Here is a 15,806-nt window from a genome sequence, read left to right on the forward strand (position 1 = left end):
GGCGATCACTTTTCCAGTTGCCAGAACAGCGGCTGGACAAAAGGGGACCACAGCGCGGTGCGCACGCCGGCCTCGGCCAGCGCGTCGCGCGTCCATTGGTTGCAGGTGACGATGGGGTTGTAGCGGCCATGGGCGGCGTAGAAGGCGTCGTTGTCGCCGTAATGGTGTCCGGTTTCCTGCAAGGTCCGGCCGTGGGCGTCGAGCGGCGCGCTTTGGCGGATGAAGTCCGCCAGCCGGCGGTATTGTTCCGGGCTGATCAGGATGCGCCGGGTGTCCTTCCCCTCCTTGGGCTGGGGCAGGTATTCCACGTGCAGCACGCTTTGGTCGAACGCCAGCGCGGCCAATGCCTTGCCGGCGCTAAGGTCTTCCCAGTTTTGTATGGTCAGGAAGAATACCTTGCTGCCCCAGCCGATGGAGATGTAGGGCGAGCGCGCGTACAGGTCTGGGCGGCGGATGTGTTCCGGAGGAAAGGCGGCGGTCCAGTCCTGCGCATCGGTCTTGACCGGCATGATCACGCTGGTGTGCACGCCGTTGCTGTCCAGGTAGATGGGTATGCCGTTCGCGGGCGGAGCCCAGCCGCGGTTGCTGGGCAGCAGTCCCAGCGCCAGCGCGGCGAGCAGATAGCAGATCAAGAGCGCGGGGATGGCCAGCGGCAGGCGCAGGATAAGGCGGCGAAAGGCGGGACCGGAAATGTGCATGGTGATGTCGGCTGGTCAGCGGCGGGATATCAGGGGCCTATTATTTACATTGGGTGGCTGGCGTGTGTCAAATATCCATTGTCATTTGCGCGCGGGGCGCAGGGCACGCCGGGTCTGGAGCTTGCGGCGGCGCGGCGCGGGTGCCCGGAATGCGAAACACCCCGCCAGGGCGGGGTGTTTGTCTTGGGGATCAGTGGTGGTCGTGCCTGTAGGCGAACACCGGCAGCTGCCATTCGCGCCACAGCGCGACCAGGCGCAGCGCCAGGCCGAAGGCGAAGCTGGCGATCACGTTCCAGTCGTGGGGCATGGCCAGATGGTTGAGGCCCAGGTACAGGATGGCCACCAGTAGCGACACGCTGGCGTACAGCTCGCGGCGGAACACGATGGGCACGCGGTTGCATAGCACGTCGCGCAGGATGCCGCCGGCGATGCCGGTGATCATCCCTGCCATCACGATGATGACCGGGTGGTAGCCCATGCCCAGCGCCACGTCGCAGCCTATGATGGTGAACGCCACCAGGCCCAGCGCGTCCAGGATCAGGAACAGGCGGTTCAGATGGCGCATGTAGCGGGCGACCAGGACCGCGGCCAGGCCGCCGGCCACCACCAGCAGCACGTATTCCGGATGCTGGGTCCAGCCTATCGGATAGCGGCCCAGCACGATGTCGCGCACGGTGCCGCCGCCCAGCGCGGTGAGGAAGGCGATGACGGCTACGCCGAAAATGTCCATGTGGCGGCGGCCGGCCGCCAGCGCGCCGGTCATCGCTTCCGCGGTGATGGCGATCAGGTAGATCAGGGTCAGCATGATGAAATCTTATGGGGGTGGAACGATGGAACGCCAGCCGGAGCGATGGCGCGCGGATGGCGGAAAACGGAAATGAGGCGCGAAAGGCTCGCGCCGAGGCATGGATGAGCGGACAAGGCAAACTCCTGGACGGTTTCCGGGTTGGGTAACAGCCTCTCCCCTTGTCCTTTTACCTGAGAGTTGCGCGGCCTTTGGCCGCTTGCCCCTTCGGTGGGCCGCGCGCGGCGGCCTCTCTCCAATCGGCTTGAATCTATACTGCGCTGCGGTACGTTTGCCTGAGCGATTATGGGAGCTTGCGTCTTCGGCGGGGGCATTGCCCCTCTCTCCCGCAGAACCGGAATATTAGCTTTCGCTATTGCAATAGTCAATGCGGGAACCGAGTCGCCCCGGTTCCCGCGCATGGCTTACGCCTTGCCTCGCTTGCCGGGCGCGGAAGCGGCCGGAGACGCGCCTGGCGCCTGGCCGTTGGCCTTGCCAGTAGGCTTTCCCGCAGCGCTTGTCCGCGCGGCAGGCTTGGCTATCGGCTTGCTTTGGTCCGGCGTTGGCTTCGGCGCCGCGGGCTTGGCGGTTTTTCCAAGCGTTTTGGCTGCCGGCGAGGGCTTCGCTGTGGCCGGTTTGCTTGCTGCCGGTTTGACGGTTTTCGCCGATGGCTTGGCAACTGGCACGGGTTTCGCCGGGGCGGGTTTGCTTGTCGCTGCCTTCGCAGAAACGGCTGTGCCGGCGACGGGTTTGGCCGCGGAGGGATAAACGGCGGGGGCGGTCTCGGCAAGGACCGGCGAATCGGCCGCAGTCTCCGCTTCAGTCCTCTTTGAGGAAGAGGCGGCGCGGAGCGCGGCGGCGGCGTCGAGTTCCAGCGTCTTGGCCGCCAGGTCCAGCCGCTCCTGGTGCTCGGCCGGGATGGGACCGTTCAGCGCCAGCAGATCGCGGGCCAACAGCCAGGCTTGATGGCGGCGGCGGGCATCCGGCAGCAGCAGGGGCAGGCCGCGCAGCGCGCGCGGCGCGTCCAGCCGCACCAGCGCCACCTGGTGGCGGACGATGTCCTTCAATTGCATCAGCGTCAGCGGGTATTCGTGGCGCACGTCGCGCATCACCCGGCGGATGGCGTTGAAGGGCCGTTCGTCCACCACGCCTATGCCGATGCTGACGTAGAGCAGCAGCCGCACGAAGCCGTCTGCCAGCGTGCCTTGCTCGAAGCTGGGGTCCAGCGCTTCGCGCTTCAGGCGGGCCAGTTCGCGGCTTTCCCAGGTCAGCGCCTGGCTGCGCGGCTCGCCGGCCGGCGCGACGCCGACCAGGGTGGCCAGCTGCGGCGATTCGTAGATCGCGCGGAACAGCTGCTCCTGCGCGGCGTCGCGCAGATCGCGGTAATGGTCGAGCGACTGGACGATGAAGCCGGACACCTGTTCCTGCCACAGCCACAGCGGATTGTCGGCCGCTAACGGCCGGCGCTGCGCGCGCACCTTGTCGGCCAGGTCCGGCAGCCACCACAGCCACGGGTTTTTCGGCGAGACCAGCGTCCGTTCCAGCCGGGCCGGGTGCAGCTCGCGCAGCAGGCGGGCGCCAGCCTCGTTGCTGGCGGCGCGCAGCGTAGGCGAGACGTAGCGGTCGTACAGGCCCTGGTTGATCTCGGATACCCGCTTCACCACTTCGAAAGCGCGCTCGTCGTCGCGGCCGTCGTCCAGCGCCAGGATGTCGGATACGTCGCGGGCCTCGAAACGGATGATGTAGCGGCCCTCGATGTACTCCTGGCCCGGCGCGTCCGGCGCGATGTCCTCGATGACGGCCTCGTACAGCCCGGGGGCCAGCACGTCGATCAGGTCCAGCGCGCTGGCGAATTCGCTGTGTTCCTTGTTGGCGACGCCGGCGGACACGAAGATGCCGAGGTGGCCCACCTTGTTGTGCAGGCAGTAGACGATGGTCTGTTCGTTGTTGCGGATGTCCTCGGCGTTGTCGTAGAGATCGGCGATCCAGTTCAGCGCCTGTTGCGGCGGGGTGATGTTGTCGCCCCAGGACGAGAACACCATGATGGGCGAGCGGATGTTGCGCATGTCCACCCGGGCCTTGCCGTCATGGCTGGTGATCTTGCCGTGGACCAGCTCGTTGCCGACGAACAGCTTCTGGGTGATCCACTCCATTTCCGCCTTGTTCAGCAGGTAATGGCCGCCCCACCAGCGCTCGAAGTCCAGATAGCGCTGCGGCTCGGTGTCGATCTTGGCGTACAGGTTGTAGGACTTTTTCCACAGGGTGTTGGCCGGATCCAGCTTCTCGAAGTTCTCGACCAGGTGGGCGCCGTCGAAATGGCCATTGCCCAGATCGCCGGCCAGCGACGCGGTCCAGGTGCCGCCGTTCAGGCCGCCGGCATAGCGCATCGGATTCTTGCCGCGCACGCCGGCCCAGTACGACAGCGGCGAGCCGGCCAGCAGGATGGGGCCGACCAGCTCCGGCGCCACCGACGCCAGCATCGCCAACGCCCAGCCGCCCTGGCAGTTGCCGATCACGAAGGGCTTGCCGTCGCTGTCCGGGTGCAGCTCGTTGACGCGCTTGAGGAAGTGTCCTTCGGCCTTGGCCACGCTTTCTATGGTCTGGCCCGGCACCGGCTGGGGGAAGAACATCACGAAATAGCAGGGATGGCCCTGTTGCAGCGCGATGCCGATCTCGCTGTCCATCTTGAAGCCGCCGATGCCCGGCCCATGGCCGGCGCGGGGGTCGATGACGACGAAGGGGCGTTTGGCGGGATCGGTGGGCGGGCAGTTAGACGGCGGCTGGATCGCCGCCAGCGCGTAGTTGGCCGGATCGGGCAGCTCGCGGGCGTCCATGATGATGCGGTAGTCGAAAACCAGCACCGGCGGTTTGCCGCTTTCGCAGTGCTCCAGGTAGGCTTCGCCGCGGCGGTACAGCGTGTCCCAATACAGGATTCCGCGCTGGCAGGCGTCCAGCCAGTAATCAAACAACGGTTGAGGGAACGGGAACTTCCCGCCTTGAACTGCAGCAGTTGACCACATTGCAACCCCTTGTTCTTGAACGGTAGGAAAAGACGCGACGGCTCATCGCGAGCCATGGCCGTCACTGTACTCGTTATCTGCTGCGATGCAATAAATGCGAATGGTCTGGCGCCGATATGTGGCGCGCAGCCATCAATTTGTTGCAGCGCAAACAGAGGTTCGAGTCGCGGCGGCCGCTTCCAGTTCCTTTTCCAGTTCCTTGACCATCACCACGCTGGCGTAGGCTTTGTCCGGCCATTGCAGCGGCGCCTCGACGCGGTAGCCGCGCTTGCCGTAGCGTTCCACCAGATGGGAGGCGGGCTGGGCGGTGTCCAGGCGGATGCGAAGATAGCACTGGCTGCGGGCCCAGGCCTCTGCGGCATCCATCAGCTGCGAACCTAGACCGCAGCCTTGCCAGGCGGGATCGACGCCGAACTGCATCAGCACCGCTCCGTCCGGCTGGCGGAATTGCGGGCAGGGCGAGGCCGGTTGCGGATGATGCACCGTGATGGTGCCGGCCAGCTCATTCCCGCGCCATGCCAGCAGGCAGTGGCCGCTGGCGATGCGACGGCGGGTCACGGCCACGCTTTGGTCCACCGCGGTGTAGTGCAGGCCCATCGCGGCCAGTTGGGCGTAGGCGCGGTGCAGCAGCTCGGTCAGTTGTTCCAGGGAGTCGGTTTCGGCCAGCGGGCGCAGCGTGAACATGTCTTCAACTATCGGGTGCGGGAAACCGGGGGTGAAGCAATTGTCATGCCGGGCGGATGTCCGCGCGCTGCCAGTCGCCGGCCATTTCCTCGCTGATCAGCTGTTCCGAGACGAAGTCGATGAAGGCGCGCACCGCAGGCGACAGTCCGCGGCGGGTGGGGAAGGCGGCGTGCAGGATGCCCCAGGGAAAGTCGTACTGCGGCAGGATGTGCCGCAGCCGTCCGTCCGCCAGCGCCTGGTGGCAAACGTTGGCGGGCAGCGCGGCGACGCCGATGCCGGCGATGGCGGCTTCCAGCAGCACGATCATGTCGTCGGTCATCAGTCTGGGCGCGTCCAGGTGGATGGTGTAGCTCTGGCCGACATTGTCCAGCAGCACCCATTGGCCGCGGCCGTCTGGCCGGCTCATGGCCAGCGCGGGCAGGGAGGCCAGCCGTTCCGGCGTTTTCGGCTCGCCGTGGCTTTCCAGGAAGGCCGGGCTGGCCACCAGGATCACCCGGCTTCTGCCCAGCCGGCGCACCACCAGGCTGGCGCTGTCCTCAATCACGTTGCGCACCCGGATCGCCACGTCCACGCCTTCTTCTATCAGGTCGACGCGGCGGTTGGTTGCGTCGAGGATCACCCGCACCTGCGGGTGGAGCGCCAGAAAGCGCGGCAATACTGCGCTGAGCATGGTCTTGGACAGCAGCTCCGGGCAACTGACGCGGATCAGGCCGCGCGGCTCGGCGCTGCTGTGCAGCACCGCCTCGTCGGCGGCCTCGGCCTCGGCCAGCATCGCCTGGCAGTGCTGGTAGTACTGGCCGCCGATCTCGGTCAGCGACAGCCGGCGCGTGGTCCGCTGCAGCAGGCGCACGCCCAGCCTCGTTTCCAGCTCGGCCACGCGGCGGGACAGTTTGGACTTGGGAATGCCCAGCGCGCGTCCGGCGGCCATGAAGCCGCCGTGCTCGACGACTTTGGCGAAGTACAGGAGATCGTTCAGGTCCTGCATGATTGTCTCACTGATGGAACAATGTTTCCGATTTTAACAGTCTAGTCCTGATTGTTCTGGATATCTATCATCCACTCATCGCAATCGAACCCCGAAGGATCCAGACCATGAAACTGCTTCACCTCGACTCCAGCATCTTGGCAGACAACTCCGTCACCCGCGAACTGTCCGCCGTCGTCGCCAACACCCTGCGCCAGCGCCACGCCAACGTGGAAACCAGCTACCGCGACCTGGCCGCCAACCCGATCGCCCACCTGTCCGGCGAAATCGTCGGCGCGCGCTTCGCGCCGGAATCCGATTGGACCGCGACCCAGCGCAGCGAGGCCGCGCTGAGCGACCAGCTGATCGAGGAATTTCTGGCTGCGGACGTGCTGGTCATCGGCGCCCCGATGTACAACTTCTCCATCCCGACGCAGCTGAGAAGCTGGATCGACCGCGTGTTCGCCGCCGGCCGCACCTTCAAGTACACCGAAACCGGCCCGGTGGGCCTGGTGAAGGACAAGAAAGTGGTGCTGGTGTCCGCCCGCGGCGGCGTGCACAGCGGCGAGCAGGGCAGCCTGATGGATTTCCAGGAAGACTATCTGGTGAAAGTGCTGGGCTTCCTGGGCGTCAGCGATGTGGAAATCATCCGCGCCGAAGCAGTCAACATGGGGCCGGACAAGCGCGCCACCTCCATTCACATGGCCAAGGAGGCCATCGCCAAGCTGGCGCTGTAATACCGGCTGGCCATGAAAAAGCCCGGCTTTCGAGCCGGGCTTTTTTGCGTCCATGTCATTCCAGCGGCAGCTTCAGCACTTGATCCGCGCTGGCTTCGCTCAAGTAGCGGCGCAGGATCGCGCGCAAGGTGCCGTCGCGGTACATCTTGCGCAGCTCCTGATGCCAGAGCTCGGCGGCGGCCGGCGTGAAACGCGCCTTGCTCAGCGCGATGGAGCCGGAGATGGTGTCGGCGTCGGGGAAGAAGTCGCGCGCGTTGATCAGTTGTTCGGCGCGGTGGGCGCGAAACCATGGATCGTAGCTGATGGGGTGTGCGAGAACGACATCCACCAAACCGTTGATCAGCATGCGATACAGGTCGTCTTCGCTTTCCGCGATCACCAGCTTGTGTTGCTGGGCGAGGTCGTTCAGCAGCCGATCCTGGGCGGGGCTGTGGCGATAGCCGCGTATCACTCCCCAGCGCAGGGAGGAGGACTTGAGCAGGTCGTCCAGCGAATCGGCCCGGCTGGCGCGCGGCAGCAGCACCATGTTCTTGCTGTGGTTGTAGGGATACAGCCACAGATAGCGCTGGCGTTCCGGCGTGATCAAGGTGGAGGAGCCGATATCGGCCAGTCCGATTTCCAGTTGCTTGAGCGCGCGGATGCGCGGGTAGTCCGTCTCCGTGCGGATCGGGCAATCAAGCCGCCGAGCCAGCTCGCGCACCAGGTCGACATCGTAGCCCTTTCCCTGGTGGTAGGCGACGCCGAAGTCGTAGTAGGCGATGGCCAGCGGGCCCTGCGGACAAGCGGGGTTGCCGGCCTGCGCGGCCAGGGACAGGAGGAGCGGAGTCAGCCAGCCGGCCAGGCGCTGCGGGGAGAGTTTGCGTGTCATTCCAGCGGCTTCTGCATCATCTGTTTGGCGGCGCTCTCATTCAGATAGCGGCGCAGGATGTCGTACAGGCTGCCGTCCTGATACATCTTCAGCAGCTCTTGATGCCATTTCTCGGCGGCGGCGCGGCTGAACCGCGCCTTGCTCAGCGCCAGGCCGCTGGCGATCATGTCGGTTTCCGGATACAGGTCCAGCACCACGATCTGGTTGGCGTTGGGCAACTCGCGCAGCCAGCGTCCGTAGCTGAAAGGCTGGGCGAAAACCGCGGTGACCACGCCGCTGCCCAGCATCTTGTACAGATCGTCCTCGTCGGCGGCGATCACCACCTTGCGCCGGGCGTTCAGTTCTTCCAGCAGCTTGTCTTGCGAGGGGCCGTGGTGGTAGCCGCGTATCGCGCCCCAGCGCAGCGCCGGGTCTTCGCGCAGCGCGGCCAAGGTTCTGGCCTGGACGGCCGGGTTCAGCAGCACCATGTTCTTGGTGTGGTTGTATTGGTAAATCCATGAGTATTGCAACCGGTCCGGCGAGGCCAAAGTGGAGGGGCTGACGTCTATCTGCCCGCTGGACAGCATTTTCAGCGCGCGCAGCCGGGGCAATTCGGTCTCGCTGGCGATGGGGCAACCCAGCCGGCGGGACAGCTCCCTGACCATGTCCACATCATAGCCCTTGCCGTCGCGGTAAGCGGCGCCGATCTTGTAGTAGCCGATCTTGAGCGGACCGTTGGGGCAGGCAGGATTGGCCGCGGCCAGGCTGGTCGCGGAGAGCAGCAGGGCAAGCAAGGGTGGAATGTTTCGCCGCATTTCGTATGTCACCTCTGAATATTGCTTCTTCTTCCCCTGGGCATATCGCTGACACACCGGTTTTCATCGCCGCCGCAGGCCTGGGCGTGGACGGCTTGGCCATCGTCAGAGAACCGGCGCGCGCAGCAGGTAGTCTGTGGTTTCCTCGCTCAGGAAACGGCGGAATATCTCGCGCAGGCTTCCGTCGCGGTACATTTTTTTCAGTTCCGCATGCCAGAGTTCGGCCGCCGACTCAGGAAACCGTTTTTTGCTGAGCGCCACGCCGCCGGCAGTCGCTTCGACATCGGGAAACAGATCCAGCACGACGACTTGCTTGCGGATGCTGGGGGCTTGAAGCCAGTCGTCATAACTGGTCGGATGCGCAAGCGCGCCGGTGATCACGCCTGTAGTCAGCATTTTGTACAGATCATTTTCATCGATGGCCGTCACCACCTTGTTTCTCTTCGCCAGCTCGGACAGCAGCTGGTCCTGCATCGGGCTGAATTTCCAGCCACGGATCACGCCCCATCGGAGTTTAGGATCGCTGGGCAAGGCGGCCAGCGTGCGGGCCTGCACTTCCGCGCGCAGCAGCACCATGCTTTTGCTGTGTTTGTAAGTGTAGATCCAGGCGTATTGGAGGCGGTCCGGCGTGGGGGTGGCGGAAGTGGCGATGTCGATTTCGCCGATTTGCAGCAGCTTGAGGGTCCGGATCCATGGAAAGACGCTTTCGTTGGCGATGGGGCAGCGCAGGCGGCGCGCGATTTCGCGTATCAGGTCCACGTCGTAGCCTCGTCCATCGTGGTAGGCCAGGCCATATTCGTAAAATCCCACTTTTAGCGGTCCGGAGGGGCAGGCGGGATTGCTTTCCGCCGCATGGGCAAAGGACGTCAGCCATAGCAGGCCGACAAGGGCAAGTCTGTTGATTCGCTGCATGCTAACGCGCCATCCGGAAGTCTTTGATTTCAATCATAGCCGCGCTGCCGGCGGCTGCTACCCCCGGCTGGAGGCGGCAAGGGCGCTTGTCGAGCCTGGCGCGGCGGCTTTGGGACGGGCTAAGCGGGAAAACGGGCGAGGCGGATGCTCCGCGATGGGATGCGGCCGGCTTGGGGAGGGCGCCATCCGGCGCGGGCGGGACAGGCCGCCGGCCGGAACTGAGTCCGGCCGGCGCGGAGGGTTACAGCTTGATCAGCGTGCTCTTCAGCTCGGTGTATTTCTCCAGCGCGTGCAGCGATTTGTCGCGGCCGTTGCCGGACTGCTTGTAGCCGCCGAAGGGGAAGTTCATGTCGCCGCCCTCGTCATAGCAGTTCACCCACACGGTGCCGGCGCGCAGGCGGCGCGACACTTGGTGGGCGGTGCTGACGTTGGAGGTCCACACCGCGGCCGCCAGGCCGTAGGCGGTGTCGTTGGCGATGCGGATGGCGTCGTCCAGCTCGCTGAAGGTGATCACCGACAGCACCGGTCCGAAGATCTCCTCGCGGCAGATGGTCAGGTCGTCGCTCGGGCAGTCGAAGGCGGTGGGCTCGATGAAAAGGCCCTTGTCGGTGTGCACGGCCTTGCCGCCCAAGAGCAGGTTGGCGCCTTCGCTCAGGCCTTTGTCGATGTAGTTCAGCACCTTGCGGTACTGGATCTCGTCGACGATGGCGCCCATGCTGGTGGCCGGATCGAGCGGGTCGCCGGGGAAGAAGCCGGCGGCGGCCTTCTTGAACTCCTCGAGGAAGCGTTCCTTGATGTCCTTGTGCACCAGCACGCGGGAGCCGGCGGTGCAGACCTCGCCCATATTGTAGAAGATGCCGCTGGCGGCGGAGCGCGCGGCGCGAGCCAGGTCCGGGCAGTCCGGCAGGATGATGTTGGGCGACTTGCCGCCCAGCTCCAGCCACGCCCGCTTGAGATTGGACTGGGCGGCGTAGCCGGCGATCAATTTGCCCACATTGGTGGAGCCGGTGAAGGCGACGCAGTCCACGTCCATGTGCAGCGCCAGCAGGCGGCCGACGTCGCCGGCGCCGGGCAGCACCTGGAAGATGCCGTCCGGGATGCCGGCCGCTTTGGCCAGCGCGGCGACGCGGATCGCGGTCAGCGGCGATTTTTCCGACGGCTTGACGATGACGGCGTTGCCGGCGGCCAGCGCCGGGCCGAATTTCCAGCTCGCCATCAGGATGGGGAAGTTCCACGGCACCACCGCGGCCACCACGCCTATCGGCTCGCGGGTCACCAGGCCGACCAGCTTGGGATCGACCGGCACGACTTCGCCGCCTACCTTGTCTATCGCCTCGGCGAACCATTCCACGCAGTAGGCGGAGGCCGGCACGTCGACGGCGGTGGTGTCGCCGATGGGCTTGCCGGCGTCCAGCGTCTCCAGCAGCGACAGTTCATCGGCGTGCTCGCGAATCAGCGCGGCGAAGCGCTTGAGCACGGCGGCGCGCTTGAGCGGCGCGAGTTCGGACCAGACGCCGGACTCGAACGCGCGGCGCGCTGCCTTGACCGCGGCTTCCACGTCGGCTTCGCCGCAGTGGGCGATCTCGGCCAGCTTGGCGCCGTTGGCGGGGTTGACGCAATCGAAGCGCTTGCCCTCGGCGGCGTCGCGGTACTCGCCATTCACGAAGGCGCGGCCTTCAATCTTCAGTTCTGCTGCAAGTTGCTTCCATTCGGCGTGACTGCGGGCCATGCTGCTCTCCTCGTCGAGTGATGTTGTTGAGCGGAATTAAGCTTTCAGGCTGAAACGGGACTGCAAAGTTCGATCAGCGCGCCGTCGGGCGCGCGCACGTAGGACACGGTCTGTCCCCAGGGTTTTGTCTTCGGCGGCGACAGCTCGGCCGCGCCGTGAGCCAGCGCTTTCGCATGGGCGGCTTCCACGTCGCCGGTGACCAGGCCGATCTCCATGCCCAGCGGCCTGGCGGACTCGTCGGCGCGGACGTGGCCGTCGGGCAGGTTGCCGGCGGCCAGCTCATGGTGGGCGAAGGACAGCGTGGTCTCGCCGGTGTCCAGCTCGCCGTAGGTTTCGGATTCGTGCAGGAATTTGCGCTTGAAGCCGAAGGCGGATTCGAAGAAGCGCAGCGAAGCCGGCACATCCGGCACGTAAATAATGGTGTAAGCCAGCTTCAAAATGTTTCCCTCTTAGAATGTGGGCGGCGAGCTGGCGCTCACCACCTCGCAGATGTCGTCGCCGACATTGCGGAAGCGGTGCGGCAGCTTGCTGTCGAAGTAGTAGGCGTCGCCCGGGCCCAGCACCCGGCTGTCGTTGCCCACCGTCACCTCTATGCTGCCGCGGATGATCACGCCGCCCTCCTGGCCCTCGTGCACCAGCATGTCCGGGCCTGTGTCGGCGCCGGGCACGTAGCGCTCGCGCAGGATGGCGATGTCGCGCTTGTCGTGCGCGGTGCCCACCAGCATCAGATTGATGTCCTCGTTGCCGAGGTTGGGCAACTCGTCCGCCTGGTAGAACACGCGCGGCTGCGCCGGCTCGGCGTCGAAAGTGAAGAATTCTGCCAGGGTTATCGGCAATCCTTCCAGCACCTTCTTGAGGGAACTGACCGAAGGGCTTACCCGGTTCTGCTCGATCAGAGAGATGGTGCCGTTGGTGACGCCCGCGCGTTTGGCCAGCTCTCTTTGCGACAATCCGAACCGCGTTCTGACCATTCTCAAGCGTGCGCCGACGTCCATTCTTCCTGCTCCATCAGTATGTTAATAATTTTAGACAACTGCGGCATTGTAGCGCGATAGAAGGCAAATGTGCTTGCTGCGTCGCAAAATCGAATATCTTTGCAACGGCCAGATTTTATAGTCAGAATCAAGTTGAAAGGGCAAGCGCGATGTGAATTTTCTTAAACGGCGTTTGTCTGCCTGTGCAGGGCAAAAACCAGTTGGAGACGACTATGTTGATCGGCGTTCCGAAGGAAATCAAAAACCATGAGTACCGCGTGGGTCTGACCCCGTCCGGTGTCCGCGAGCTGGTGGCGAACGGGCACAAGGTACTGGTGCAGACCCACGCGGGTCTCGCGATCGGCTTTACCGACGAGCAATACATCCAGGCCGGCGCGTCCATCGCCTCCAATGCGGAAGAGGTGTTCGAGCGCGCCGACATGATCGTCAAGGTCAAGGAACCGCAGCCGGTGGAGTGCCGGATGCTGCGCCCGGGCCAGATTCTTTTCACTTACCTGCACCTGGCGCCGGACCCGGAGCAGACCAAGCTGCTGATCGAGTCCGACTCGGTGGCCATCGCCTACGAAACCGTCACCGACGAGCGCGGCGGCCTGCCGCTCTTGGCGCCGATGTCCGAAGTGGCCGGCCGGATGGCGATCCAGGCCGGCGCGCACGCGCTGGAAAAGGCGCAGGGCGGCCGCGGCGTGCTGCTGGGCGGCGTGCCCGGCGTGGCGCCGGCCAAGGTGGTGGTGATAGGCGGCGGCGTGGTGGGGCTGAATGCCGCGCGGATGGCGATGGGCGCAGGCGCCGACGTCGCCATCCTCGATAAATCGCTGGCCCGGCTCAAAGAGATAGACATGGTGTTCGGCGGCCGCATCAAGACCCTGATGTCCAACGGCGCCAACATCGACGACAGCATCCGCGACGCCGATCTGGTGATCGGCGCGGTGCTGATTCCCGGCGCGGCCGCGCCCAAGCTGGTGACGCGCGCGATGCTGAAGACAATGAAGCCGGGCGCGGTGCTGGTGGACGTGGCGATAGACCAGGGCGGCTGTTTCGAGACCAGCCGGGCCACCACCCATCAGGACCCGATCTACACCGTGGATGGGATCGTCCACTACTGCGTGGCCAATATGCCGGGCGGAGTCGCCCGCACCTCCACCCAGGCGTTGACCAACGCCACGCTGCCGTACACGCTGGAGTTGGCCAACAAAGGCTGGCGCCAGGCGCTGCTGGACAACGCCCACCTGCGCAACGGCCTCAACGTTTGCCGCGGGCGAGTGACTTACCAGGCGGTGGCGCGGGACCTGGGCCACGCTTACGTCGATCCGATAGAGGCCATCAAGGCCGCAAGCTGATAGGAGCGCAGCAAGCCATGTCGCAAGCAATGATAGGCATCCCGTGTGATCTGAAAATGATCGGTCTGTTGCCGTTTCACGCGGTGGGCGACAAATACATCGCCGCCGCGGCCGGCGGGGCGGGCGGCCTGCCGGTGTTGATTCCGTCGCTGGGCGACGACGCGCTGCTGCGCGCCACGCTGGCGACGCTGGACGGCGTGCTGCTGCCGGGCTCGCCGTCCAATGTGGAGCCGCGCCATTACGGCGGGCCGACCAGCCGCACCGGCACGCTGCACGACCCCCGGCGCGACGCCACCACGCTGCCGCTGATCCGCCTGGCGCTGGAGGAGGGCGTGCCGCTGCTGGGCATCTGCCGCGGCTTCCAGGAGATCAATGTCGCGCTGGGCGGCGAGCTGCACCAGCACGTGCAGGAAGAGCCGGGCCTGCGCGACCACCGCGAGGTGGAGGGCGACGACATCGCCGCGATGTACGCGCCGGCGCATCGGGTGGACTTCGTCGAAGGCGGCTTGCTGGCGGAATGGTCCGGCGCGCGCGAGGCGATGGTCAATTCGTTGCACCAGCAGGGCATCAAGCGGCTGGCGCCCAGCCTGATCGCCGAGGCGCATGCCGAGGACGGCTTGGTGGAGGCTTACCGCGTCCGCAACTCCAAGGGCTTCGCCTTCGCCGTGCAATGGCACCCGGAATGGCTGTATTGGGACAATCCGTTGTCCCTGGCCATCTTCCATGCCTTCGGCGAGGCTTGCCGGATGAGGAGGGAAAGCCGCAAGGGATGAATCCCATGCGCGCCGGACGAGGAACCCGGCGCGAGTCTCGATGACTCATAAAGTAGCACCTCCCGATCCAGAGCCGCAGCCCAGCGGCCGGGGAGACCATAGAGGAAGCGTTATGAATCACCAGATCAACGAGTGGTTGCGAGAGCACCGCATCACCGAAGTGGAATGCATCGTGCCGGACATGACCGGCATCGCCCGTGGAAAGATCGTGCCCAAGGACAAGTTCGTTTCCGATCCGGAAATGCGCCTGCCCGAGGCGGTGCTGATCCAGACCGTGACCGGCGACTATCCCGACGACAGCCTGCTGGACCTGACCGACCCCGACATGGTGCTGGAGCCCGATCCGAACACGCTGCGCTACGTGCCGTGGGCGGTGGACCCGACAGCCCAGCTGATCTACGACTGCTGCCGCGCCGACGGCAGCCCGGTGGACGTGGCGCCGCGCAACGTCCTCAAGCGCGTGCTGGGCCTGTTCGACGAGATGGGTCTGGAGCCGGTGCTGGCGCCGGAGATGGAGTTCTACCTGTTGTCGCCGAATCCCGACCCCGACATCCCGCTGGCCGCGCCGATCGGCCGCACCGGCCGGGCGGAATTCGGCCGCCGCTCCTATTCGATCGACGCGGTCAACGAGTTCGACCCGCTGTTCGAGGACATCTACGACTATTGCCACGCGCAGAATCTGGAAGTGGACACGCTGATCCATGAGATCGGCACCGCGCAGATGGAAATCAACTTCCTGCACGGCAACCCGCTGGACCTGGCCGACCAGGTTTTCCTGTTCAAGCGCACCGTGCGCGAGGCCGCGTTCCGCCACAATATGTATGCCACCTTCATGGCCAAGCCGATGGAGAACGAGCCGGGCAGCGCCATGCACATCCACCAGAGCCTGGTTGATAAGAATACCGGCCGCAACGTGTTCACCAATGAGGACGGCAGCCCGTCCGACATCTTCTTCCACTTCATCGCCGGCCTGCAGAAATACGTGCCTCAGACCATGCCGCTGTTCGCCCCCTACGTGAACTCATTCCGTCGTTTGTCTCGCTACACCGCGGCGCCGACCAATGTCGAATGGGGTTACGACAACCGCACCGTGGGTCTGCGCATCCCGCACTCGTCGCCGGCCGCGCGCCGCATCGAAAACCGGGTGCCGGGCGTGGACGTCAATCCTTACATCGCCATCGCCGCCACGCTGGCCTGCGGCTACCTGGGCATGGTGAACAAGCTGCGGCCGGCCGAGCCCAGGCAAACCGACGCCTACGAGCTGCCTTACCAGTTCCCCAACAGCTCGGAAGAGTCGCTGCTGCAGCTGGCCGGCTGCAGCGAGATCGCCGAAGTGCTGGGGCCTCGCTTCGTCAAGATGTACGTGGCGATGAAGGAAAAGGAGTTCGCCGAGTATTTCCGCGTGATCAGTCCATGGGAGCGCAAGTTCCTGCTGCTGCACGTGTGATGCGCGGATCATCCGCGCAAGGTTAGAATCGCGGAACAGACAGGACAAACGAATAGAACGACGC

The 15,806-nt window shown here is 65.1% G+C and carries 15 protein-coding genes and 2 riboswitches; of the genes, 4 read left to right on the top strand and 11 right to left on the bottom strand.

Going from position 1 to position 15,806, the window contains the following annotated elements; all coding sequences use genetic code 11:
• Positions 1–5: 5 nt before the first annotated feature.
• From BKX93_RS00280 to BKX93_RS00300, 5 genes are all read right to left on the bottom strand, one after another.
• Positions 6–698: a TIGR02117 family protein gene (locus BKX93_RS00280; protein WP_046156389.1), complete on the bottom strand. Its 693-nt coding sequence runs from the start codon at positions 696–698 to the stop codon at positions 6–8.
• A gap of 190 nt (positions 699–888) precedes the next feature.
• Complete coding sequence (locus BKX93_RS00285) at positions 889–1,503, bottom strand: trimeric intracellular cation channel family protein (protein ID WP_021478083.1); 615 nt, start codon at positions 1,501–1,503, stop codon at positions 889–891.
• A gap of 151 nt (positions 1,504–1,654) precedes the next feature.
• A riboswitch (glycine riboswitch) is annotated at positions 1,655–1,752 on the bottom strand.
• Between the two features lie 4 nt (positions 1,753–1,756).
• Positions 1,757–1,842: riboswitch (glycine riboswitch) on the bottom strand.
• Between the two features lie 65 nt (positions 1,843–1,907).
• Positions 1,908–4,451, bottom strand: coding sequence for a DUF3141 domain-containing protein (locus BKX93_RS00290; protein ID WP_280513633.1), 2,544 nt, complete (start codon positions 4,449–4,451; stop codon positions 1,908–1,910).
• Positions 4,452–4,634: 183 nt separating this feature from the next.
• Positions 4,635–5,186, bottom strand: a complete 552-nt coding sequence (locus tag BKX93_RS00295; RefSeq protein WP_070978106.1) for a GNAT family N-acetyltransferase — start codon at positions 5,184–5,186, stop codon at positions 4,635–4,637.
• A 43-nt stretch (positions 5,187–5,229) separates the two neighbouring features.
• Entirely contained in the window at positions 5,230–6,171 is a 942-nt protein-coding gene (locus BKX93_RS00300; RefSeq protein ID WP_046156386.1) for a LysR substrate-binding domain-containing protein, read from the bottom strand.
• A 107-nt stretch (positions 6,172–6,278) separates the two neighbouring features.
• Here BKX93_RS00300 and BKX93_RS00305 point away from each other — a divergent pair, with 107 nt between their 5' ends.
• Positions 6,279–6,887: an FMN-dependent NADH-azoreductase gene (locus BKX93_RS00305; protein WP_021478078.1), complete on the top strand. Its 609-nt coding sequence runs from the start codon at positions 6,279–6,281 to the stop codon at positions 6,885–6,887.
• Between the two features lie 55 nt (positions 6,888–6,942).
• On the opposite strand, the gene BKX93_RS00310 is transcribed toward BKX93_RS00305, so the two are convergent.
• The 6 genes from BKX93_RS00310 to BKX93_RS00335 form a co-directional block, all read right to left on the bottom strand.
• A complete protein-coding gene (locus BKX93_RS00310; RefSeq protein ID WP_046156385.1) occupies positions 6,943–7,755 on the bottom strand; it encodes a substrate-binding periplasmic protein in 813 nt (270 codons plus the stop codon).
• A complete protein-coding gene (locus BKX93_RS00315; protein WP_082107099.1) occupies positions 7,752–8,549 on the bottom strand; it encodes a substrate-binding periplasmic protein in 798 nt (265 codons plus the stop codon). Before BKX93_RS00315 ends, BKX93_RS00310 begins: the two co-directional genes overlap by 4 nt.
• Positions 8,550–8,654: 105 nt before the next feature.
• The gene (locus tag BKX93_RS00320; RefSeq protein ID WP_082113668.1) at positions 8,655–9,461 is read right to left on the bottom strand and encodes a substrate-binding periplasmic protein; all 807 of its coding nucleotides are present in this window, start codon (positions 9,459–9,461) and stop codon (positions 8,655–8,657) included.
• 241 nt (positions 9,462–9,702) lie between these two features.
• Positions 9,703–11,190 carry an aldehyde dehydrogenase gene (locus BKX93_RS00325; RefSeq protein ID WP_046156382.1) on the bottom strand — a complete coding sequence of 496 codons (1,488 nt, stop codon included), beginning with the start codon at positions 11,188–11,190 and terminating at the stop codon, positions 9,703–9,705.
• A gap of 44 nt (positions 11,191–11,234) precedes the next feature.
• Positions 11,235–11,627, bottom strand: a complete 393-nt coding sequence (locus tag BKX93_RS00330; protein WP_046156381.1) for a VOC family protein — start codon at positions 11,625–11,627, stop codon at positions 11,235–11,237.
• Positions 11,628–11,639: 12 nt separating this feature from the next.
• Positions 11,640–12,185 (bottom strand): cupin domain-containing protein, encoded by a 546-nt coding sequence (locus BKX93_RS00335; RefSeq protein WP_021478072.1) that lies wholly within the window; start codon positions 12,183–12,185, stop codon positions 11,640–11,642.
• Between the two features lie 212 nt (positions 12,186–12,397).
• On the opposite strand from BKX93_RS00335, the gene ald reads away from it, so the two are divergent.
• The 3 genes from ald (at position 12,398) to BKX93_RS00350 (ending at position 15,742) form a co-directional block, all read left to right on the top strand.
• Complete coding sequence (ald, locus tag BKX93_RS00340) at positions 12,398–13,522, top strand: alanine dehydrogenase (RefSeq protein ID WP_021478071.1); 1,125 nt, start codon at positions 12,398–12,400, stop codon at positions 13,520–13,522.
• A 17-nt stretch (positions 13,523–13,539) separates the two neighbouring features.
• On the top strand, positions 13,540–14,295 hold the full coding sequence (locus BKX93_RS00345) for a gamma-glutamyl-gamma-aminobutyrate hydrolase family protein (protein WP_046156380.1): 756 nt from the start codon (positions 13,540–13,542) through the stop codon (positions 14,293–14,295).
• A 112-nt stretch (positions 14,296–14,407) separates the two neighbouring features.
• Entirely contained in the window at positions 14,408–15,742 is a 1,335-nt protein-coding gene (locus tag BKX93_RS00350; RefSeq protein ID WP_046156379.1) for a glutamine synthetase family protein, read from the top strand.
• Positions 15,743–15,806 lie beyond the last annotated feature (64 nt).

The organism is Chromobacterium vaccinii (genome assembly GCF_001855275.1).
Lineage (GTDB): Bacteria > Pseudomonadota > Gammaproteobacteria > Burkholderiales > Chromobacteriaceae > Chromobacterium > Chromobacterium vaccinii.

Bases quoted from the DNA above. Each gene is read 5' to 3' on its own strand.
- BKX93_RS00280 (WP_046156389.1), bottom strand. From the start codon at position 698: ATGCACATTTCCGGTCCCGCCTTTCGCCGCCTTATCCTGCGCCTGCCG.
- BKX93_RS00285 (WP_021478083.1), bottom strand. From the start codon at position 1,503: ATGCTGACCCTGATCTACCTGATCGCCATCACCGCGGAAGCGATGACC.
- BKX93_RS00295 (WP_070978106.1), bottom strand. From the start codon at position 5,186: ATGTTCACGCTGCGCCCGCTGGCCGAAACCGACTCCCTGGAACAACTG.
- BKX93_RS00300 (WP_046156386.1), bottom strand. From the start codon at position 6,171: ATGCAGGACCTGAACGATCTCCTGTACTTCGCCAAAGTCGTCGAGCAC.
- BKX93_RS00305 (WP_021478078.1), top strand. From the start codon at position 6,279: ATGAAACTGCTTCACCTCGACTCCAGCATCTTGGCAGACAACTCCGTC.
- BKX93_RS00310 (WP_046156385.1), bottom strand. From the start codon at position 7,755: ATGACACGCAAACTCTCCCCGCAGCGCCTGGCCGGCTGGCTGACTCCG.
- BKX93_RS00315 (WP_082107099.1), bottom strand. From the start codon at position 8,549: ATGCGGCGAAACATTCCACCCTTGCTTGCCCTGCTGCTCTCCGCGACC.
- BKX93_RS00320 (WP_082113668.1), bottom strand. From the start codon at position 9,461: ATGCAGCGAATCAACAGACTTGCCCTTGTCGGCCTGCTATGGCTGACG.
- BKX93_RS00325 (WP_046156382.1), bottom strand. From the start codon at position 11,190: ATGGCCCGCAGTCACGCCGAATGGAAGCAACTTGCAGCAGAACTGAAG.
- BKX93_RS00335 (WP_021478072.1), bottom strand. From the start codon at position 12,185: ATGGACGTCGGCGCACGCTTGAGAATGGTCAGAACGCGGTTCGGATTG.
- ald (WP_021478071.1), top strand. From the start codon at position 12,398: ATGTTGATCGGCGTTCCGAAGGAAATCAAAAACCATGAGTACCGCGTG.
- BKX93_RS00345 (WP_046156380.1), top strand. From the start codon at position 13,540: ATGTCGCAAGCAATGATAGGCATCCCGTGTGATCTGAAAATGATCGGT.
- BKX93_RS00350 (WP_046156379.1), top strand. From the start codon at position 14,408: ATGAATCACCAGATCAACGAGTGGTTGCGAGAGCACCGCATCACCGAA.